This window comes from Verrucomicrobiia bacterium (assembly GCA_026414565.1).
Taxonomy (GTDB): domain Bacteria; phylum Verrucomicrobiota; class Verrucomicrobiia; order Limisphaerales; family Fontisphaeraceae; genus Fontisphaera.
Genome location: JAOAIT010000049.1, coordinates 1 through 20911, shown reverse-complemented (window position 1 = coordinate 20911; position 20911 = coordinate 1). Strand labels below are relative to the sequence as shown.

General features: G+C 63.7%; 17 protein-coding genes and 1 pseudogene. 4 read left to right on the top strand and 14 right to left on the bottom strand.

The genetic code is table 11. The features are described 5' to 3' along the window. The first annotated feature begins 28 nt into the window (after positions 1–28). On the top strand, positions 29–1663 hold the full coding sequence (locus tag N3J91_11240; protein MCX8157001.1) for an ATP-binding protein: 1635 nt from the start codon (positions 29–31) through the stop codon (positions 1661–1663). Here the strand turns inward: N3J91_11240 and N3J91_11235 are convergent. The 11 genes and pseudogenes from N3J91_11235 to N3J91_11185 all read right to left on the bottom strand — a co-directional run bounded on the left by N3J91_11235 (position 1660) and on the right by N3J91_11185 (position 14449). Next, positions 1660–2019 carry a hypothetical protein gene (locus N3J91_11235; protein ID MCX8157000.1) on the bottom strand — a complete coding sequence of 120 codons (360 nt, stop codon included), beginning with the start codon at positions 2017–2019 and terminating at the stop codon, positions 1660–1662. The two genes, N3J91_11240 and N3J91_11235, sit on opposite strands and share 4 nt — an antisense overlap. Before the next feature lies 1 nt (position 2020). Further along, positions 2021–2455 carry a flagellar export chaperone FliS gene (gene fliS, locus N3J91_11230; GenBank protein ID MCX8156999.1) on the bottom strand — a complete coding sequence of 145 codons (435 nt, stop codon included), beginning with the start codon at positions 2453–2455 and terminating at the stop codon, positions 2021–2023. Positions 2456–2474: 19 nt separating this feature from the next. Beyond that, positions 2475–2744, bottom strand: a complete 270-nt coding sequence (locus N3J91_11225; GenBank protein ID MCX8156998.1) for a hypothetical protein — start codon at positions 2742–2744, stop codon at positions 2475–2477. A gap of 25 nt (positions 2745–2769) precedes the next feature. Beyond that, entirely contained in the window at positions 2770–3513 is a 744-nt protein-coding gene (locus tag N3J91_11220) for a hypothetical protein (GenBank protein MCX8156997.1), read from the bottom strand. Between the two features lie 6 nt (positions 3514–3519). Next, positions 3520–4176 carry a hypothetical protein gene (locus N3J91_11215; GenBank protein ID MCX8156996.1) on the bottom strand — a complete coding sequence of 219 codons (657 nt, stop codon included), beginning with the start codon at positions 4174–4176 and terminating at the stop codon, positions 3520–3522. A gap of 69 nt (positions 4177–4245) precedes the next feature. After that, complete coding sequence (gene fliD / locus N3J91_11210; GenBank protein MCX8156995.1) at positions 4246–5967, bottom strand: flagellar filament capping protein FliD; 1722 nt, start codon at positions 5965–5967, stop codon at positions 4246–4248. Between the two features lie 137 nt (positions 5968–6104). After that, positions 6105–6905, bottom strand: a complete 801-nt coding sequence (locus N3J91_11205) for a flagellin (GenBank protein MCX8156994.1) — start codon at positions 6903–6905, stop codon at positions 6105–6107. A gap of 166 nt (positions 6906–7071) precedes the next feature. Then, a complete protein-coding gene (locus N3J91_11200; GenBank protein MCX8156993.1) occupies positions 7072–12747 on the bottom strand; it encodes a glycosyltransferase in 5676 nt (1891 codons plus the stop codon). 115 nt (positions 12748–12862) lie between these two features. Further along, on the bottom strand, positions 12863–13666 hold the full coding sequence (locus N3J91_11195) for a flagellin (protein ID MCX8156992.1): 804 nt from the start codon (positions 13664–13666) through the stop codon (positions 12863–12865). 128 nt (positions 13667–13794) lie between these two features. Continuing rightward, positions 13795–13980 (bottom strand): annotated as a pseudogene (csrA, locus tag N3J91_11190) (carbon storage regulator CsrA). A 37-nt stretch (positions 13981–14017) separates the two neighbouring features. Next, positions 14018–14449 (bottom strand): flagellar assembly protein FliW, encoded by a 432-nt coding sequence (locus tag N3J91_11185; protein MCX8156991.1) that lies wholly within the window; start codon positions 14447–14449, stop codon positions 14018–14020. A 371-nt stretch (positions 14450–14820) separates the two neighbouring features. On the opposite strand from N3J91_11185, the gene N3J91_11180 reads away from it, so the two are divergent. Continuing rightward, positions 14821–15318, top strand: coding sequence for a chemotaxis protein CheD (locus N3J91_11180; GenBank protein MCX8156990.1), 498 nt, complete (start codon positions 14821–14823; stop codon positions 15316–15318). Continuing rightward, positions 15306–16154: an HDOD domain-containing protein gene (locus N3J91_11175; protein ID MCX8156989.1), complete on the top strand. Its 849-nt coding sequence runs from the start codon at positions 15306–15308 to the stop codon at positions 16152–16154. Before N3J91_11180 ends, N3J91_11175 begins: the two co-directional genes overlap by 13 nt. A 65-nt stretch (positions 16155–16219) precedes the next feature. On the opposite strand, the gene N3J91_11170 is transcribed toward N3J91_11175, so the two are convergent. Together N3J91_11170 and N3J91_11165 are read right to left on the bottom strand one after the other, a co-directional pair. Further along, a complete protein-coding gene (locus N3J91_11170) occupies positions 16220–18055 on the bottom strand; it encodes a VWA domain-containing protein (protein ID MCX8156988.1) in 1836 nt (611 codons plus the stop codon). Continuing rightward, positions 18052–18948: a DUF58 domain-containing protein gene (locus tag N3J91_11165; protein ID MCX8156987.1), complete on the bottom strand. Its 897-nt coding sequence runs from the start codon at positions 18946–18948 to the stop codon at positions 18052–18054. The genes N3J91_11170 and N3J91_11165 overlap by 4 nt, the downstream gene beginning before the upstream one ends. Before the next feature lie 170 nt (positions 18949–19118). On the opposite strand from N3J91_11165, the gene N3J91_11160 reads away from it, so the two are divergent. Further along, positions 19119–20162, top strand: coding sequence for a helix-turn-helix domain-containing protein (locus tag N3J91_11160; protein MCX8156986.1), 1044 nt, complete (start codon positions 19119–19121; stop codon positions 20160–20162). Between the two features lie 186 nt (positions 20163–20348). Here N3J91_11160 and N3J91_11155 read toward each other — a convergent pair. Next, the coding region (locus N3J91_11155; GenBank protein MCX8156985.1) for a hypothetical protein at positions 20349–20911 on the bottom strand (563 nt) is incomplete at its 5' end.

Below are 20911 nucleotides of genomic sequence, written 5' to 3'. Positions count from 1 at the left end.
GGTGGCTTTCTCCAATGGTTCGGCCAGTGTGGCATCGGCCTGGGGCCTGACGCTTGAACGGTTGCCCGAGCCCCCCCCGAACGGCCCGCTCTGGCATGCCTTGCTGGAAGCGCCCGCCCCGGGGTCAGGCCCCGGCACTGCGGCCTTGCAACAGGCCAGTTTTGAGGCCGACAAGGACGCCCTGGTGATAGTGGAAGCGGGGCGGATTGCGGCGCTGAATGTGGCCGCGGAGGATTTCTTTGGTGTATCCCGGGAGCAAGTGGTGGGGCAGCCGGTGACAGCCCTGGGGCTGAGCCAGAATCCGTGCGAGTTGGAGCCTGATGCCGGCCTCAGCACACCGGGCGCCACCTGGTGGGTGTCCGTCCGGCGTGGGGGACAGGAGCGCGAGGCCACGCCGGTGGAAACGGTGGTCACGCCGCTTGGGCCGCCCGAACAACGCACCTGCCTGGTGCGTTTCCGCCAGCCGGCGCAACAGCTTATTTTGCGCAAGGGCCTGCTGCGGTCCCAGCAAACGCAGAGTCTGGGCCCGGTCATCAATGGGGTCATTCACGATTTCAACAACTACTTCACCGCCATTCTTTCGAATCTGGATCTTGCGGAGAGCTCGCCGGATACGCCGGCGGAGTGTTTGCAGTTTATTCGCAATGCGCGGGCGGCCTCGCAAAACGGCGCGCAGGTGATCCGCCATCTGCAGCTTTTCAGCCGCAAGGGTCCCAGTCATCCGGAGCTGCTGGATCCGCGGGTGCTGCTGGAAGAAATCATCACCTTGATGCAACACTGCCTGGGGCGCGCCGTGCGGGTGGCCAAGCTGCGGGTGGAATGCGCCCCCGGGCTGATTCTTGGGCGCCCCGCCCTCCTGCGGCAACTGTTGATCAATCTGTGTTTGAATGCGCGCGAAGCCATGCCCTGCGGGGGCGAGCTGGCCTTTGTCCTGGAGAAGGCTGAATTTCAGGCAGCCGAGGCGGCGCCGCCACGGCGGGCGGGTCTTTTCGCGCATATTATTGTGTCCGACACCGGTCATGGGATGGCGCCGGAGGTGCTGGCCCGGTTGCAGCAACCGTTTTTCACCACGCATGCCGATCGGGAGATGGGGTTGGGCCTCTTTGCCGCCAATGAAATCCTGGCTTTGCACAACGGGTGGCTGGAGGTGGAGAGCCAGAAGGCCAAAGGCACCCGCGTGCATGTGTATTTACCCGCCCGGCCGCCGGCTTCGCGGCCGGAGCCGCTGGCCCAGGATGCGTTGTTGTTGCAGCAGAAAAAACTGGAAGGCTCCGAGTCCGTATTGGTGGTGGAATCCGATTCCGCGTGCCGGACACTGTTGAAGGCGGTGCTCGGTTACCGGGGCTACGAGGTGCAGTTGGCCGGGACCGGCGAGGAGGCGCTGCGACTGGCGGCGAGCAGTCCCCAACCGGCGAAAGTGCTGCTGGCCGAGGTGAATCTGCCGGACATGACGGCGTGGCAGCTCATGAACCGGCTGCGCCATCAATGGCCGGGATTGAAAGTGATTTTGATGGTGCAGGAGATGACGCCGGAGCTGTTATCGCTGGCGCAACGCGTGCAGGCGAGCCTGCTGCCCAAGCCGTTGGAGAATCAGCGTCTGTTGATCACCCTGCGTGAGTCGCTGGACAGCCCGGCGGAGGCCTCGGGCGGCCCCACGGCTTAAGACCAGGATTCCCAGGCGGAGGCCCGGCCGCTGCCATAGGCGCGGCGGAGCTGCCGCAAATGTTGGCGGCTCTGGCCGATGGCCGCGAGCTGCTGGCGGGTGTTCTCCAGGCCGGCGGTCAGGGCGTCGTAATTGCCGCGCTCCAGGGCCAGGATCTCTTCCACCAGGGCGCGGACTTCGGGGGGTTCCCCGGCCAGATGGGTGGGAGCAAAGGGCCAGTCGCGCATCCACTCACTTTTGCGGGCCTGGCAGGCGGCCACCAGTTCCCAGTGGCCGCCCTGGATGGCTTGGCGCTCTTCCAGGGTGGTATCACGCCATTGCTGCAAGCGTTCAAGCAAATCTGCCGTAGCGGTCATGTCAGGCCATCAAGGAGGACAACGCGGGGGTGGCGCTATCCTGGGTGGCGTTTTGGCGGCGCATCATTTCGGCCCAGGCATCCCGGATTACGCCCAGCCGCTGAATGACTTCGTGCAAACCTTCCGGGGTTTTCGTGCGGTTGCTCTCGGTCAACCGATAGTCCATGTATTCGTACAGGCGGCGCAGGTTGGCGGCGAGCTCGCCGCCGGCCTCCATGTCGAGGGAGCCATTTAATTCGTTGATGATGGCCTGGGCCTTGAGGATGTTGTTGTTGATGGTGGTGTTAAATTCCAGGGGATCATCCAGCTCGAAGCCCTTGGCGGCGCGTTCGAGAAAATTGATGGCGCCATCAAACAACATCAGCACCAATTGTCCGGGCGTTGCCGTCTGGGCAGCCATCCGCCGGTAGGATTGATAAGGGTTGGGCAGGGCCATGGCAGGCAGGAGGTAACGGTTACTTGTTGGAGTTGTCCCAGTTCAAAGCCAGCAGTTGCGCAATTCTTTGGATGGTTTCGCGCGGCGGATAATCCACCTGCCCGATGTCCTGGCGGGCCTTTTCCACTTTTTCGGGGCGCACGTCCGGGGTGCGCTCGAGGGCCTTTTCCAGGGCTTCGGTGGCTTTGAAATCAACCGTTCCCTGCTCCCCGGCGGGTTTGACAGGGGCCCACGGCGAGTTGCCCACCGTGGGAACCGGCCGTAAAGGACTGTTCGGATTGATTTGCATGCCTATCACTCAATTATTGGCAGGCCTATTTCTGTTTTCCACCTTTATTATCGGCAGCTCCGGCGAAAACTTGAGGGGTTTTTTGCGGGGCGGCGGGGGGGATGCGCTCGACCAGCGCGTGGAAGGCATAACGGCCGAAGTGCCTGGGGGAGTTGAGGATGCTGCGACTGTCATTCAAGGGCGGCTGGTCTTTGGTATTTTTCTGGTAATAGAGGCGGGCGCTGTTGGCCACCGCCGGGTTGCCGGCGTCAAACACCTCATCCGCCGCCCAAACAATCTCTCCTTCCCGGGCCTCGACCAACTTCAGATTCCAGCCAATGGTCAGGGGCGGATAGGGACGGTAGGCGGTTAGCCGGCAGAACAAGACAGCCTCACAGCCGGTTTGCTGGCGCAGGGTGCTGAGAAACTGGCGCGGGAGTTTTTCTTCGGCCGTCCAGGTGGCTTGACCTGTCCATTGCCGGAGCTGCTGCATGGTGGGGAAAACGAGTTCGAAGCGGCCCATCTGGGACAGCTCGGCGCGGATTTCCGGCTCCAAGGTGTCGCGTCCGAACTGGCCGGTGGCGCCTGCGACGTCGCTCACCAAGGGCAGCACGGCCACCCGCCGGAGGGTCTGGGCGGGGAATTGGGGGCTGGTGTGAATGTTGACGGGACGGTGGACCTGGCCCATGACGAGGTCCGGGGGGCGATCCGTCAGACACCCGCCGAAAGCCAGCGGGAGAGCCAGCCAAACCAGCGGCGCCCAACGGGATATGGCTTGCCAATTATCCATGGCCCCTCACGCGCGCAAATGTTCTCCCAGCCGGGCGAGGTGCTCGGTCAGTTTCTCCAACCATTTGCCGAGGTTGACTTCCAGTTGCTCGGAGAGATTCACTGCCTCGGTCAGGCCCCAGCGGTTTTCGTATTCGAGAAACATCCACTCGGTGCGGCTGAAGTGCACCTCGATGGACTCCAGATGCTGGCGGAGCGGCTGCCAGAGCTGTTCCCCCTGGGGGCCTTGGGCATCGCGCAGCTCCTCCAGGCTCCACACCGCGAGCAACAACTCGCGGAGGCCGGGCACGAGGGCCTGCCAGAGGGCATGGGCCTGCCGCCATTCGTTGATGAGCAGGACCAGGGACACCCCCCGCACCTGCTGGCGGAGCTGGTCGGCGTGGGCCAGCGCCTCGTGCAAACGGCGGGCCTGGATTTCGTCCAGACTGGCCGTTTGCACCTTCAGTTGTTGGAACTGGGTCACCACCTGCGTGGCCTTTTCCGGGTGCACGCGCATGCCATCCACGTGCAGGGCCTCGACGACCCGCCGGGTTTGCAGGCTGCGGCGGGCCAGGTGCTCGAGCAGGGCCTCCAAGGAGGCCGGCGCCTGGCTGAACCACAGCTTGCGCCCGTCCATCTCCACTTCCACCCCGGGCGGGATCTGCGGACAAAATTCTTTGTTCACATTCATCCTTATCGTCAGGGCGGGCGGGAAGTTGAGCGGAAAGTGTGGGCGTTGAAGGCGTGGGCGGGGTCAGGATTTGAAGCGTTGCAGCAAAAAGGACAACTGCTGATTGGCCCGGGCCTGGGCGTTTTCCATGGCCATGAAGCTGCGGACCATCTGCTCGCGAAGGTTTTGGACGTAGCGTTCCTGCTCGGCGATCTGGTCATCCAACTGGGTGACCTGTTTGTTGAGCGAGTTCTGGGTTTTGGCGAGCACGCCCTCCTCATCCACCACGTGTTCCAGGTAAGCATTATATTTGGCGGCAAAGCCATAGGTTTTGTCGGTGAAGAAGGCGGCCACCTGGCTGAGCCGGTTGTTCAAGGCGTCATCCAGCTTGGCGCTGTTGGCCAGTTTGAGGGAATTATCGGTGCCGGAGGTGTCCACGCCCAGATCACTGAGGCGGGAGAAGCCGCCGGACAGGCCGCTCAGGGCCTGGGTGGCGAGGGCGCGCAACTGCCGCGCGATTTCATACACATCGGTCATGCCGGCCAGGGTATTGGCGGTGACCTTGCCATTGGCATCGGTGGTGATCGCCGTTTGCGAATCAATCAGCGACTGGGTTTTGTTGTACTCGCTGAGGAAATCGTTGAGCGCGGTTTTCACCTTTTCGGTATCCGCGCCCACCGTCACGGTAAAGTCCACGGTGCCGCCCGCGGGCGGGGGTTTGAGGAGGGTCACCGACAGGCCGGCAATGCCGCTGGTTTCCTCGGTGATGGTGTTGCTGCGGCTGATGAGGGTGCTGGAGCCGTTGACGGAGTATTGCAAATCGGCGCCGCGCTGCAGGGTGCCGCCGCTGAGGCCGGTGGCGGCCAGGAAATTGCCGGTGACATCCTCCAGGGCGATGCCGACATCGCCGGTGGTTTTGTTGGTCAGGACGAAGCGATCGCTCTCGGCATCATAAGTGGCGTACACGCCGGCGGACGATTGGTTGATGCGAGCCAGCACGGCGGCCACGGTGTCCGTGGCGGTGTCAAAGGCGATGCTGACGCCGTTGATTTTGAATTCGCCCTTCCCCGCGGCATCGCCGGTGATGGGAGTGCTGAAATTGGCGGCATTGAGTTTGGCGCCAAGCTGGACCGAGCCCAGCGCGGAGCGGCTGGTAACGGTGCCGGTGCCGTTGTTGGAGAGCCGCGCCACCTGCAGGAAGTTGCTCGTGTCGGTGGCGGCCCCCAGCACGATGGGGGAGGCGCTGGTCAGGGAAATGGTATCGGTGGCGGCATCGTAACTGCCGGTGACCGCGCCGCCGGTGGCGGCGGCAATTTTATCAAAGATTCCCTGGAGGGTGTCGGTGGTCTCGAGCGATATCTGCCTGCCGTTGACCGTAAAGGTTCCGGCGGTGACGGGCCGGGAGAAGGCGGCCTGGCTGAGGACCAGGCCGGAGACGTCATTGGTGGGGCTCAGGGCGGCGCCGCGGTTGGTCAGGCCCTGCTGCATGGCGGCCGTGGCCCACTGGCTGACGGTGAACCGGTATTCGCCCACGGCGGCGCCGGTGGCGGCGGAGGCGGTGGCGAGGGAGGCGTCGGAGGATTTTGCCGTGCGGGCCTGGTACAATTCCTCTTTTTGGAGGGCTTCGACCTTGCCTTTGAGGGCCTGCAGTTGGGTTTTCAGGCTGGCGTAGGCGTCATTGATTTTGCGCAGAGAACTCTGCTCGTTGCGCATGCGGTTTTGCGGGGTGCGCTCGATTTGCAGCATCTGGTCAATGAAGCTGCGCCAGTCAAACCCCGAGGCCAGGCCTGAGACTCCCAAATCCATAGGTCAGCTTAAGTATTTTTTTGCAAGCATACAGCCGCCGGCCGATGGCAGGCATTCGGCCGGCGGCTTTTATCAAGGCTCGGACGGCGCCCCAGCGCCGTCCGAGTTGTCCGCTAAACCCGCATGGGTCGCACTGCTTAAGAGAGCAGGCGGAGCGCCGATTGCGGGCTGGCGTTTGCCTGAGCCAACATCGCGGTGCCTGCCTGAACCAGGATGTTGTAGCGGGCAAACTTGGTGCTTTCCTCGGCCACATCCACATCCTTGATGCGGCTGTTGGACGCGATCAGGTTGTCGTTGAGGATGCTGAGCCGGTCGGCCACATAGGTGAGGTGCGCGTTGCCGGCCGCGACGGTGGCGCGATCGGTGGCCAACTGGTCAATGGCATCCTTGACCGCGGTCAGCGCGCTCACGGCGCCGGTGCTGGTCGAGATGTCGACCGAAGCGAAGGTGTACTTGGCGTCCGTCAGATTCACCCCCTGGAGGTCGAAGGTGTTGGCGTCGCTGTCACCGGTGATTTTCAGGGTCGTGCCATCGAACAGACTGATGCCGTTGAATTCCTTCTGCGCCGTCTCACTGATGAAGCTCTTCAGCTCCTGGAACTCCTTGTCGTACAGGGCGCGGTCACTCTCCGTTTTGGTCACGTCCTGCGCCAGCACGGCCAATTCGCTCATGCGGTCAAGGGCCTTCTGCACCTTCTGCAGGTACCCGTCGCGGGTCTGGTTGAAGGACAGGGCGTTGAGGACGTTGGACTTGGCCGCGTTGTTGCGGTTGATCTGCGCGTCGAATTTCAGCGACACAGCCAGACCGCCGGCGTCATCTTCCGGGTTCACGATCTTGGAACCCGAGGACAAGCGCGACAGCGACTTGGCGAGCATGGCGGATGATTCCGAGAGCAGACGAGCGCTGCTGATGGCCGATGTGTTAGTGTTGATAACCATAGTTGACTCCTTCCGTGAGTCACCCCCCATTTCGGGGGATTGCGCGGCTTCCGTGCCGCGGGTGGCGCGATCTCGGGGGCGGCCACCGTTGCCCCGCCGGCTCTTCCAGGCTGCCGGCCGCCTTTGTCACACGACACTCAAGTTATCGGAAGGTCGCCGAAAAACTTTAAGCGGACGTGGAAAGATTTTCGGAGCCGCCCTCTCCGGCCTGCCCGGCCTCGGCCAGGGCGGCCTGGAGCAGCCGCGCGGCTGAAGGCAATACTGTGGCCAGGGTCTCCAAGCGTTGGTTGACCTGTTGCAGCGCCGCCGCGCCCCGGCAGTCAATGAGGCGGCGGTACCAGCCAATAAATTCACGGCTGACGAAGACTTCCTTTTCCGGCGGCAACGGGGCGGGCGCCTGGGCCAGGGCAAGTTCGCAGAGGATACGGGCGGCATGGAGGCGGAAGTGGCCATTGAGCGCCACCTGACGCAACAAGGGCAGCGCCTCCGCCACATGCCCATGGGCCAGGAGCGCCTCGGCGCGCAGGGCCATCAGCTCGTGGTGGTCCGGGTGACACTTTACCGCCTCGCCGGTCCAATCCAGCGCAAACTCGTCATATTCCGGCCGGCTGAGCGCGATTTGAGCGCCCAACAGCCAGGCCTCGATGCGGGCGGAGTCGAGGGAGACCACGGCATGAAGCTGCTCGAGCGCCGGCACGGCCTGTTGCTGCTGCCACAGCCAGCGCGCATAATCCCAACGCAACGGGACATTGTCCGGATGCTGGGCGACGCCTTCGGAGAAGGCCTGTTGCGCTGCGTCAATTTCCCTGGCATGGGCCAGGGCGCGGGCGAGGCAATGCCATGGGGCGGCGGTGTGGATGAGCTTGTTGATGCGCGTGAGGGCGGGCTGATGGCGTTTGGCCAGGCAGGCCCGCATTTCGGCGGCCGCCTCGAGGGCGCGTTGTTCCTCCATCAAGGCCAGTCCGAGAACGAAATGCAGCGAGGCCGTCAAACCGCCCTGCTGCACGGCCAGCGGGGCGCGCAACACACGGATTACGTCGGCAAAACGCCGCGCCTGCATGAGATGCGAGGAGTATTGCATGAGCAACTGCTCGCGCAGTTCGGGCACCACCTCCGCCGCCGGTTTGGCGCTCAGGGTGGCAAAGGCCGCCTCGTATTGTTCCAGGGCCTCGGACAGCCGACCTGAGCGGGCCAGTTCCAGGCCCAGGTTCATCAGAAGATTAGGCTCTGCGGGCAGCTCGGCGACGGCCTTTTGCAACAACCGCAGGTTGCGCTCGACTTTACCGCGGGCCTGGGTGATCTCGGCGCTGTAACCGTAGTGCCGCAAGGTCACCTGGCTGAGGAGGTTTTGCAACCCCCACTCGGCGCGGCGCACCTCAAGGCTGCTGAAGATTTGCTCGTGCACCCGCCCCACGAAAAACAGGCCGGGGGCATTGCGCCAGAGGCGCGGCACGTAGCTGCATCCTTCGTCCTCTGCCCCGGCGTCCTCCAGGGGGAGGCGGTAAGCCATGGCTTTGGGGTTGCGCATTTCCTCCAGCAGCCGGGCGCGGCCCTCGGGTTTCAGCTCTTCGTCGGCGTCGAGCATGAGCACCCAATCGCCGCGGACGTGTTCCAGCATGGCATTGCGGGCGGCGCTGAAATCATCGCACCAGGCAAAATGATGCACCTCGGCGCCGTGGGCGCGGGCGATTTCGACGGTGCGGTCGGTGGAACCGGTATCCACCACCACGATCTGGCCGGCCAGCTCCTTGACGGAGGCGAGGCAGCGGTCGAGGAAAGCTTCCTCGTTTTTAACAATCAAGGCCACGGTCAGCCGGGGCGCGGCGTCCTCCGCCGGGGGCTGGGGCCAGCTTTGGCAGTGGGCCGAGCCTTTGCCATGCAAAGAATGCAGCAATTTTTTGGGGGCTTTCCAGGTGGGCGCCATGCGCCGGCTGCGCTCGGCAAGGCGGCGGGCGGTGTTCAGGTCGTTGACGGCCCGGGCGATTTCGGCCAGGAGCAAATAGGCTTCGGGGTGATAAGGCCGCACAGCGAGGGCCTTGAGCGTTTCTTCCCACGCCTCGCGCCACTGTTTCTTCTCTACGTATTGCCGTGCCTGTTTCAAATTTCCCAACCAGGCGGCCGGCGGCAAGGTGATGGATGCGGGTCTGGTTTCCTGGGCCAGCGGGGCTGGAGCTGGAGCCGTCGGTTCCACTGCTTCGAGTTCCCGCAGACAAGTGACCACCTTCTCGGCTGCCTTGTCCCAGGTCCAGTGGGCCTGCACGTACTGGGCGGCCTCGCGGCCCTTTTGGCGGGCCTCCTCCGGGTGCGCCACGACATGGCGCATCCATTGGCTGAGGACCTGCCGGTCGGGCTCCAGGACCCACCCCTCACCGGCGAGCTTCAGACCGCTCACACTGCCTCCGATGCTCTGGCGTTGCGCGGGCACGAAATACACCAGGGCTTCCGGGGTGAAATCGTCCGCGCCGCCCCCGCGGGTCACAATCACCGGCAGGCCGCAGGCCATGGCCTCCAAGACGGGCAAGCCAAAGCCTTCGCCCCGGTAAGGGTGCACCAGGCAATCGCAGGCGGTGTAAAGCCCGGGCAGCGCCTCCTCCGGCCAGTCTTCGTTAAGGTAGAGGATTTCCGGGGCATCAGGCCGCAGCTGCAGCGCTTTGATTTTCTGCGTCATGGTTTGCCCGGCATAGAAACTCTTGCCACCGAAATCCTTGATCACCAGGCACACGTCGTCCCGCCGGGTGAAGGTTTGGAAGTAGGCTTCGAGCAGGGCATCCGGGCCCTTGCGGAAAATCGTGCCCCCGACAAACAAGAATTTGAATCGCTTGGAGGTCGGCAACGGCCGCGGGGGGACGCCGGGGTGGAATTTGGAGGTGTCAACGCCATTAGGGACCACGCGGACTTTTTCGGCCGGGATGCCCGATTCGACATAGACTTTCTGCAAATAAGTGGAGGGGACCCAAAACTGGTCCACTTGAGCGGACTGTTGCACCCAGTCCTGGGGCAGCCGTCCGTATTCCCACGGCTGGATAACGACGAATTTGCGGCATTCGGGCCGGCGCCAATCGGGCGGCCAGGCGTGCCGGACCAGAACACCTCGGGCGGTGGGCACTTTGACGCTCTGCTCCAGCGGGAGGCGAGTCAAGCGGCAACCGGGCTGCTTTTCCACGGCGGCGGTCAGGGCACGATTCACGGCGGAGAGACTGCCCGCATTGGAAAAGGTGCCGTGCCAGATCAAGGCGCCGGCAACCTCCTGCGTCGCAGGGGAGGCAGGGAGGGCCGGAGTGCGGTGGCCAGAGACTTCCCAGCCCAGGTTTTTCAGATCCTCGGCCACCTCCGTCAGCATGGTGTTGAGGTTACCGCGGCCGGACAACATGCACGATTCCAGCCAGGCAGTGCGGCGCAGCACCAGGCCTGCGGCCGTGTCAGTCCATGCCCCGAGGCGTTCGTTCTGGTAGAGTTTGGCCCAAGGGACTTCCGGCATCGTCTGGCAGGCAGGGATAAGCCACAGCCATGGTTCGGAAGACCGGGCGGCGACCTCCAACACTTTTTCGTGCCAGCGCGCCGGGTCGGTCATTTCCACCAAGGTCAGTTGGAGGCCGTTCGGCGAGGCGATGCCCGCGCGGCTCCGCACCGCCTGTGTTTCGTCCGACACCAGCAGCACCAGGGAGATCGGCCCCGAGGCCGGCACCTGTTTGGCGAGGGATGGAAGCAGGGCGGCAAGGGAGGATGGCTGCATATCCCAGCGAGCCACAGCGCACACCTGGTGTTTGGGGAGCTCATACTCGCCCTGAGGCCGGCATTTGAGCAAGGACTCGGCCAACTGGAAAAAACGGGAGCCGATATCGGGACTGGCCGCGTGCAGCACTCCTTGGGGCCACAAGATTTGGTAGGTGTTCAAGGTGCCTGCGTAACCTCGTTGACGAAACACCTGCACCTGGTCAGCGCTGATCACTGCCGCCTGACCCGATTCGAAATAGCGGTCATCCAGGGTCAAACTGCCGAAATGCTGAACCTCCACCCCGAGCGGAAAAGCGGCCAGACGGCTCAAGATGGCCATGCTGCGGGCATCGGCATGATGGGTGAGCTTGCGGGTGAAGGCACGGGAGGAATCCGCCAGTTCCGGGCGGCGGTTGAGCTGCCAGTGCCAGAGCTCCTGATAACGCTCCACCCCGCGTTTGAAGGCGGCACAATTGCGCTTGACCGGCTCCGGAAACTGAGTTTCCGCGAGCACCGGCTCGACGGTGCCATCGTTTCGCCGGCGGTAGCCCAGAGTGGTGCCCACCGGGGCATTGAGGCAGATTTCTGCAAAGACCGGACTGCGCAAGAAGGCGGTCAGATGCCAGGCTGGATGGCCAAAGGCACCCAGGAAATCGCGCACCTCCAGACCCTCCAAGACCCGCTCGGCGGCTTTTTCGTAAGTTAGCACATAACAGCCCAGCAGCCGGGTGTTCAGCCCCTCCAGTTGCAAGATGCGCTGGATTTGCCACTGAGCGGTGGCGTTGTATCCCAGATCACAGACCCCCACTACGGAGCTGCCGTCCAGCCAGGCGGTGAAATAATCCAGGAACTTGCGGCGTTCCTCCCGGCTGTGTTTCTCCACCTGAGCGGCCACGTCCGGGCGAAACAGGAACTCCGCAAAGCGCATGATCGCAGATTCTTCGCGCAATTTGGCCGTTTCGGGCAGTTTCATTTCCTTGCACCACCGAGAGTCGAGGCCCAGTTGCTGCAAGATGGTGCACACGTCAAGGGCACGGTGCCGCAGCAACCAATCAATTACTCCCTCGCTGTTCACACGCCCCAGGGCGGCCAGTTCGGTGGAGGAGCGGTTGGCGTAGAGAGGGGAAACCTCCAGAGGGAGGCCGCGGCGGTGGGCCTCCTTTTGGATGAGTTTGCCCAGAATTTCCCCTTCCCGCATGAAGGCGCCCACCTTTTGCACGCCGGCGGAAGCAAACTGATCACAGGCCCACTCGGCAAAGCGGGTAAGCAGCGGGCCGAAGGTCATGGCCCCTGCCCGCGCAAAGAAGGCTTCGGCGGTGTCGCCTGGGAAGTGGCGGGCCGCGAGGAGGCGCAGCGCGTCCCAACTGAACCACGGCTGGCGGTCCCCCAGCAGGGTTTGCTCACGGGCCAGTACGGGGGCGAACTCGGGGACATGGTGGGCCACGTAGGCGAGGGAGCGCACGCCTGCCCGGCGGGCACCCAAGACGTCGGATTCGAGGTTGTCCCCCAAGTGGAGAATTTCTGCGGGACGCACGCCCAATTCTCTGGCGACGCGCGCAAACAAATGGCCGGAGCCTTTGCACACTCCCAGGTCGCTGGAGGTGAAAATCCTATCGAAAAAACCTTCCGGGACGTGATTGGCGGCGAGGAGGGACTGCAAATGGGCCGCGCTCAAATACATATCGGACACCACCACGAGCCGAAAGCCTTGTTCCCGCAGGTGGTGAGCCAGGTGGAAGACGGCCGGGTTGAGGAGGCATACGTCCTGTTCCACCGCCAGTTCGATGTCAGCGGCGCTGGGGGTGGTGAGGAGGGGCTGCAATTCCGCGTAAATTTGCTCCAGATTAACATCCTCACCGCCTTTGCCCGACTTGATCCATCGCTCACGCGCGCGCCGCTCGGCGGCGCGCCGATAGACCTCGCAGGCCTCGGGTGTGAGGTCGGGCCGACACAAGCCGGCCGCGCGCCACCGGTCGCCGACTTCGTAGAAAACATCGGTGGGGCGGTGTACCAGCCGCAGGACCAGGGTGTCAAAGAAGTCGAGGGAAACCACGCGGATGCCGTTGGCGGGATGAGTGGCAAGCTGGTAAAAGCGCGCCAGGATGGGGTCCTGTTGCCAGTCGGTCATAAGTGGGAGGGTGCTGTGGGCTGGATCCCTCGATTGGGCAGGGGCCGGGGGGGTAAAAATGCGAACGGCGCCGCCGCCGGATGGGACGGGGCGGCGCCGGCCGCGTGCGATGAAATTACTGCAACAGGCGCAGCACGCTCTGGGGCAGTTGATTGGCCTGGGCGAGCATGGCGGTGCCGCTCTGGACCAGGATGTTGTTGCGGGCGTACTCGGTGGATTCCTCGGCCACGTCCACGTCGCGGATGCGGGAGCTGGCGGCGTTCATGTTTTCCTTGACCAGGACGAGCTGATCAATGGTGGCCTGGAGGCGGGTTTGGTTGGCCCCGATTCTGGCGCGGTCCTGGGCCAGTTGACTGATGGCGTCCTTGACCTTCTTCAGGGCGTCGGCGGCGCCCACGGTGGTGGCCACACTGGCGGCGATGGCGTCGGTGTAAGCGGTCACGCTGAGGTCGGTGCCATTCATGTCGAAGGTGTTGCCTTCAGCATCGATGGTGACGCCCAAGGTGTTGCTGGTGAACAGGCTGACGCCGTTGAAATCCTTGGTGGCGGTGTTGGAGATGAAATTGCCCAACTCCTCAAACTCCTTCTGATACAGGTCGCGGTCGGCGTCGGTCTTGGTGACGTCCTGGGCGAGGATGGCCAGCTCGCTCATGCGGTCCAGGGCCTTGGCGACTTTTTTGAGGTAGCCGTCCTGGGTTTGGGTGAACGAGAGGGCGTTGAGCACGTTGGATTTGGCGGCGCCGAGACGGTTAATCTGGGCGTCCATGCGGTTGCTGACGGCGAGGCCGGCGGCGTCATCGGCGGGGTCCACGATTTTGGACCCGGAGCTCAAGCGGGCCAGCGACTTGCCGAGCAGTTCCTGACTTTTTTGCAGGTTCGAAGCGGAGACCTGCGCGTGGATGTTGGTGTTGATGACCATAGTTACTTCCTGTTGATGGTTTGTGGGTTGGGTTCAGTGTTTAACGTCCTGCTATGACACTCACAGGGCCGTACTGATGTTCGGGCGGAAGGCGCCGGGTCCGGCCGCAATTTGGGTATGACGGGCCGGCCACTGGTCAACGCTTCCCTGTTGTTGTTTTGGATTTCCCGGTACACCTCCTCGCGGTGCACCGGCACATCGGAAGGCGCCTGTATGCCCACTTTCACCACGTCGCCTTCCACCCGGACAATTTTCACCGTAATGCGCCCGGCGATGATGATGCTTTCGCCGATTTTGCGTGAGAGGATCAACATAGAGCATGGCGCAGGGTTAAAGGTTGGTTGGCCGCGCTCATTCACCCACGGCCAGGGGATGGTTTACGGGGTACTCCGCCGCGTTGAGCGGAATGACCTGTTTGCCCACGAGGGTGCGCCGGTTGATGACCAGCGGCCCTTTCAAATTCACGGTGGCGCGCGCCGGGCCGCGCACCGTCACGATGTTCAGCACGAGGGCTTCGTCCGGCGATTGGAGCCCGAGAAAATCCACGTCTTCGTTGCTGAGGTCCGGGGTATAGTCCGCCACGACGGCGGCGGGGGGCACCACCACGAAAGCCAGGTTGGGGTCGTCCACCACCTGGAGCCAGAAGAACGGCGCCTCCTCGGGGGCACCCAGCAGCATGTAATCCTTGAGGTGCTCAAACCCCAGCAACCCCGCGGGGAAGTGAATCACCTGCCGGGCATCCGCCGCCCACGGCCTGGTTTCGATTGTCTCGGCAACTCTCATAGCAGTGTTTGTTGCTGGGCGGAAGCAAAGCAACAGCCGTGCCAGCCAGGAAAAAAGGCCGAATTTTGGCGTTTTTCTGCGATTTTCCGCATCTTTTCGGTTTGTCCCCCCCCCTTGGGCAATCTTTGCCCGGGGCGGTTATCTGGGAAAATAACGCCGGGGACGCCGGTCATTTTTGCCGGGCCAAAGGCTGGCCGCGGGCTGCGAGCGCTCGGGAATTTCAACTTAAGGACCTGCGGAGGGCAGCCGATGTTAACTTCGGACCATTCCGAAGATGGAAAGGGAGCCGGACAGGAGTGGCGCCGGTGGGACGCGGCGGCCTTCAAGCTTCAGGGCAGCAATGCCGGGCACGCCGGCGAGGAAATGTCATTATGGCGAGAGAAAAGATTGTGGGTTTGGGCAGCATGTATGTGGGGCGCGATCCCCTGCTGACCCTGCAGACCCCGCCGCTGGGGACAGCGGTGGCGGTGGCGATTTATGATCCGGTAAATTCGGTGGGTGGGCTGCTGGCGGCCATATTGCCGGATTCGATGCTGGACGAGAGCCGCGGCATGGATGAGCCGTGCCTTTTTGTGGACACCGGATTGCAGGCGCTGTTGCGAGAATTTGCGCGGCAGGGGGGGCAGTTGGCGCAGGCCCAGGTGCATGCGGCGGGGGGGATGGAAGTCATCAACGGGGAGCAGGCGTACGATTTGGGGCCGCGCAACGTGATGATGTTGAAGAACATGCTGCCCGTCTATGATTTGCAGGTGGCCGCGGCGGAGTTTGGGGGATATCTCAGTATGGCGATGATGTTGGATTTGGGCAGCGGGGAGGTCACGCTCAAACGACCCGGTAAAGCCACGCCTTTTGTGCTATGCAGGAAATAGACGATTTCATTGCCAAAGCCCGGCATCTGCCGCCGGCGCCGCAGGTGTTGCCGCGGTTGATGCAGAAGCTGGCGACGCCGAATGTGCCGTTGAGCGATGTGATTCAGCTCATCAATGTGGATCCGGGCCTGACAGCGAGCGTGCTGCAGCGTTGCAACAGCGCGTACTTTCGGGGCAGCCTGCCGGTGGAGACGGTATTTGAGGCGGTGACCCGCCTGGGGTTCAACCAGATTTTCCGGCTGGTGACCTCGCTGAGCGGCACGCAAATTTTCAAAGGCTCGCACCAAACGTACGGGCTGAAGGAGGACGAGCTGTGGCGCCATTCGTTGACCGCCGCCGCGGCGGCCCAAATCATTGCGCAAGACTTGGGCGATGATGAGAACGTGGCGTTCACGGCGGCGCTGCTGCACGATGTAGGGAAAATCGTTCTGGCGCAGGTGCTGGAGCACATTTATGACCGGCTGGTGGAGGAGATTGAGAGCCGGCCCAGTGACGCGGCCGACACCGAGAAGCAACTGCTCGGCGTGCACCATGGGGAGGTGGGCGGCCGGCTGCTGGCCCAATGGAAATTTCCCCCGCACCTGGTTGCCGCGGTGTGGAGCCATCATCAACCGGAAGCGGCGGGCCCCCACAAGCGGCTGGCGTCCCTTGTGCATGTGGGCAATCTCACGGCGTATTTTTTGGGGTGCGGGTATGGGTACCAGGCGTTTGCGCTGCGGGGGAGTCCGGCGGCGCTGGAGATTCTCAACATCAGTTCGGATCAGTTGCCGGGCTACGTGTTGCGGACGAAGGATCTGATTGAGAGCATTTTTGCGCTGTTGCGGCTGCAAAATTGAGGGGTAACCGGCGGAAGAGGGGGCGGGCGCGGGGATGAGTGGGAGAATGCGGGGAGTACCGTGGCTCAGACGGTTCGTTTGTGGTAATACCACCATTCCCACATCAGGACCAGAAGCCCGGCCAGGGCCAGCCAGCGCCAGAACTCGAGATTGGCCGGCGCTTTTTTCACCGCCTCGGCGCGGGAGTGCGCGCCCATGATCAGCTCCGGGCGCGGCGTGGTGGCGGTTTCCGCGGCATCCGCCAGATTTACACAGAAGACGGCGCGATGAGGGCCGGCCTCCAGTTGATAGCGTCCGATCCGCTCCGTGCCGCCGTAAATGATTTCTTTTCGCCCGGCTTCCAGGGGCAAGGGGATGGCCTGATTGTCCGGCAAAATGATTTTTGCGGCGGCGGGCACGGGGGCGGGCAAAGTCCAGCGGAGGGGCTCGCCTGTTTTGAGCATCCCCTGCCCTGCGGCGCCGGGTGGGTGCAACCATTCGACGGCGTTGGCGATGAAGATGGGGAAGGTGAAGATGAGGGGCCAGTTGCTTTGCAGGGGGTCAAAGCCGAGCCACAACACGCGCTGCTGATTCCACTCGCCGGCCACGATGAGCGGGGTTTCGCGGGCCTCCACCAGCACGGCGCCCCAGGAGGGCGGCGGCACGGAGAGGGACTCACGAATATAGACGTTGTCAAAGCTGACAAAGCGCAGGAGGGGGTGGTTGGCCCGCCAATCCACGATGACGGGATTGGGGAGGTTGCCCACGCGCTCGAACCAGTTGGTGGCCTGGACATGGATGGCCAGGAGGCTGGTCTCGGGCCACACTGCGGGCAAGACGTCATCCAGGATGACCAGATCGAAACCGGCCGCCGGCCCCAGCAAGGCTGGCTGCACGGTTAGTTGCATGGAGGGGACGGCGCGGAGGGCGCGCTCGAGGAAGCGGTTGCCTTTGGTGATTAGGAGGGTGCGGACGGGGCGCGGGAGGTAACTCATGAGGAAGAGTTGATTGTCCACGGCCAGGTCATCGGGGGTATGAATTTGCAACTGCACCACGCCATCGCGGGGCTGTTGAAAGGTGAAGAGGACGGGGAGGGTGTTGGTGGGGGGGAGGGACACCACCTGGCGCGCGACGGACTGGCCCTCGAAGGCCATTGCGACCTCGACCAGCCATTGATTGGTGGTGGGGTTGAGGAGCCGGCCGATGACGGCCCGCTGGGCGGGGTCTTCGGGATGGGCGCGGACATCGCCGCCGATCCAGCCGACGTTGTGGCCGCGCGCGCCCACTTGGTGATAGACGAGGGGCAAATTGGCATGGGCAAACTCTTCGAGGCCGGCGGCGGCGCCGTCGCTGAAGAGATGGATTTCGGCGTCGTTTTGATTGCGGATGAGCGTTTCGGCGAGGCGGAGGGCCTCCTGCAGGCGGGTGGGGACATCGGCCGGGACACATTCCTGCACGGCCCGGCGCAAGGAGGGTTTGTGGGAGGTGGCGGATTGTTTAACCACGGTCTGGGCGCCGGCCCAGAGCAGCACGACCTGATCCTCATCGCGGAGGCTGTTCAACCAATCCAAGAACTGGGCGCGGGCGGCGGCGAAGCGATTGGGGGCCACGTCGGTGGATTGCATGGAGGCGGAGCCGTCGAGGATGACGACGCGGAGGCGGGCCAGGCGCTGATCGCCGCCGAAGTAGGGGCGGGTCAGGGCAAGGATGACGAGGGTCAGGAGCAGGAGCTGGAGCCAGAGGAGCCAGTTGTGGCGCAATTTTTGGAAGGGGCGGCTGGCCTGGGACTCGGCCAGAAAGCGCTGCCAGAGGACGGTGCTGGAGACGAGGCGCACGACGCGCTTGCGCTTGAGAAGGTAAAAGAGCACGACGACGGGCAGGGCCGCCGCAAACACCAGGGCTTCGGGGGAGAGCCAGTTCATGCCCAGACCTCCGCGGCCCGCAACTGCCGGAGGAGCAGCTCCTCCAGGGGCGTGGCCGAGCTGACACTGAAAAAGGTGACGCCGCGGGCGGCGCAGAACTCCCGGAGCCGCTGGACGTAGGCGGCCACGGTCTGCTGGTAGGCGCGGAGGCGGAATTTGCCGAAGGTGACCTCCTGGATGCCGCCGGTTTCGGCGTCCACGAGGCGGAGGTCGCCATAGGTGGCCGGGGCGAGCTCTTCCGGGGAGAGGATTTGGACGGCATGCACCTGGAAGCCGCGGGCCACCAGCGCCTTCAAGCCGTCCTCATAACCCGCCGGGTCGAGGAAATCGCTGAGCACGACGGCGGCGCCGGTCTGGCGGGTTTCGAGGGCGGCCCGGCGCAGGGCGGCGTTGAAGTCCCCCGCCCCGCCGGGTTGGAGCTGGGAGAGGAGTTGGAAGAATGGCAAGGCCATTTTGCGGCCGCGCACGAGGTGCAGGCCGCGGCGGGCGACGGTTTCCTCCTCGTGCCGGGGAAAGATCAGCACGCTGACGCGGTCAAAGCCGCAAAGGGCGACGTAGCCGGTGGCGGCGGCGATTTGACGGGCGAAGTCAAACTTGGGCGGCTGGCCGAAGCCCATGCTTTCGCTGGCGTCGAGGAGGATCAGGACGGGGAGCTCGCGTTCCTCCTCGTACAATTTGAGGAAGAGGCGCTCGAGGCGGCCGTAGAGATTCCAGTCGAGATAGCGCAGGTCATCGCCGGCCACGTAGGGGCGGTAATCGGCGAATTCCACCGAATGGCCGCGGGCCCGGCTGCGGCGCTCGCCTTTGGCGGAGCTTTTGGCGCGGCGGCGGGCCAGGAGCTGGAACTGCTCCAGGCGCCGGAGCAGGTCGGGACTGAGCAAGGCATGGGTCATGGTGTCATGTGTGCAGTCCACGCCCAGCTTGCCGCAAGCGGAGGAATCCCGCAATGCGGAAGTCCGGGCGGGGGGTGCGGGTGGGGGGGTGGAGGGTAATTTTTGGGGGGAAACTGACCCAAGTCAAAATTGGTATTGTGGCCAAAAGAAGGTTAATATAAATTGGCTTTGTGGAAGCAACTTTTGGCAAGTCGCCAACCGTGTTTGAGCCAGCGCCCGCTGCAGTGGCTCAAGCGCCCCATGCTTCCGGCAAACCCATGCGCCGCGCATCGCCCCGCACGCAGAAAAAAAGCTCCCCGGCGCCGGCCTCGCCGTTTGCGGAGAACGATCGGACGATTGCGGAGATATTGACGCAGTCTTCGATCTACCAGGATTACGAGCGGGCGTTTGAGGAGATCACGGGGCTGCCGGTGAGTTTCAAGCCGCTGGAGTCGTGGCAGCTTCCGCATCATGGCAAGCGCAACGAGCATCCGCTGTGCGCGATGATTGCGGAGAAGAGCCGTTCGTGCGCGGTGTGCCTGCAGATCCAGCAGAAACTCTCGGAGGCCGCCCAGACGGAGCCGCACACGCTGACGTGTCCGGTGGGGCTGACGGATACGGCGGTGCCGGTGCGGCTGGGGGAGCGGCTGATTGGTTTTTTGCAGACGGGGCAGGTGTTTCGGAAGGCGCCGACGGAGGCGCAACTGGATCGGACGGCGCGGCTGATCGCGGAGTGGGGCATACACATTGACCGGGAGGAATTGCGGCACATTTATTTCAGCACGAAGCTGATACCGCCGAAGCATTATGAGGCGATCGTGAAGCTGCTGAGCATATTTGCGCAGCATCTGGCGATTGTGAGCAACCAGATTTTGATGCAGCGGGCGAATGCGGAGCCGCCGGTGATCACGCGGGCGAAGGAATACATCCAGGCGCATCAGGCGGAGGATTTGTCGCTTTCGATGGTGGCGCGGGCGGTGAACACGAGCAGTTTTTATTTCTGCAAGATGTTCAAGAAAGTCACGGGGCTGAATTTCACCGATTACGTTTCGCGGGTGCGGATCGAGAAGGCCAAGAATTTGCTGCTGAATCCGAATTTGCGGATCAGCGAGATTGCGTTTGAGGTGGGCTTTCAGTCGCTGACGCACTTCAACCGGGTCTTCAAAAAGATCACCGGTCACTCCCCTTCGGAATACCGCGCCTTGCTGCCGCATGCCGGCAAGCTGGAGGGGTAGAGTTCCCCCGCTGCCGGCGGGCCGTGAAGGCCGGGCATGAGGCGGGCGAGCCGAAGGGAAGTTGCGGCGGAGGGTGCTCCTGTTTCTGAAGGCGTCTGCTTTATTTTTTCCAAGGATGGCAGCAATGGCCCCGGGGATTGCCGGCAGGGGATTTGCCCTGCCTGGCAATCATTGGAAGCAAGCCCGCTATGGAGGGGGATAAGGTGGGATGGGCGGGGCTTCAGGCTGAGGGGGAAAGGGGGTGTCGGGCGAAGGGGGCGGAGGCTGAGGGAGTGTAAAATCTCCTTGGCCAGGCAGGGGGTCGGCGGGCGGAGGAGGCCAAGCGGGCGAAAGGGGCGTGGGTGGTTCCGGCGGCGGGGGTGGAGGCGGCGGAGGAGGTGGAGGGGAGGTTTTGGGCTTTTTGGGTTTGAGGCCGAGGATTTGGTCGAGCTGGTCCACCAGGAGGCGGGCGGTTTCCTCCTCGTCGAGGGGATCGGGGGGAGGAGGTTCGTGGGGGGGTTGGGAGGCGAGGCGCTGGCGGGCCAGCTCGAGGCGTTGGCGGGCGAGGTCGGCCTGGCGGTATTGGTGGAAGGCGTCGAGGGCGGTGGCGCGGTCGTGGGGGGAGGCTTGGGGGTTGGCGAGGGTGTGGAGGGATTGGGCGAGGGTGAGGCGCTCGATGGCGGCGGCGAGGGTGTGGGGGTCGAGGTTGGGGTCGGTGAGGAGGTGCTGGGCGAGCTGGGCGGCGGTGGTGGCAAGGGAGGCGAGGGCGG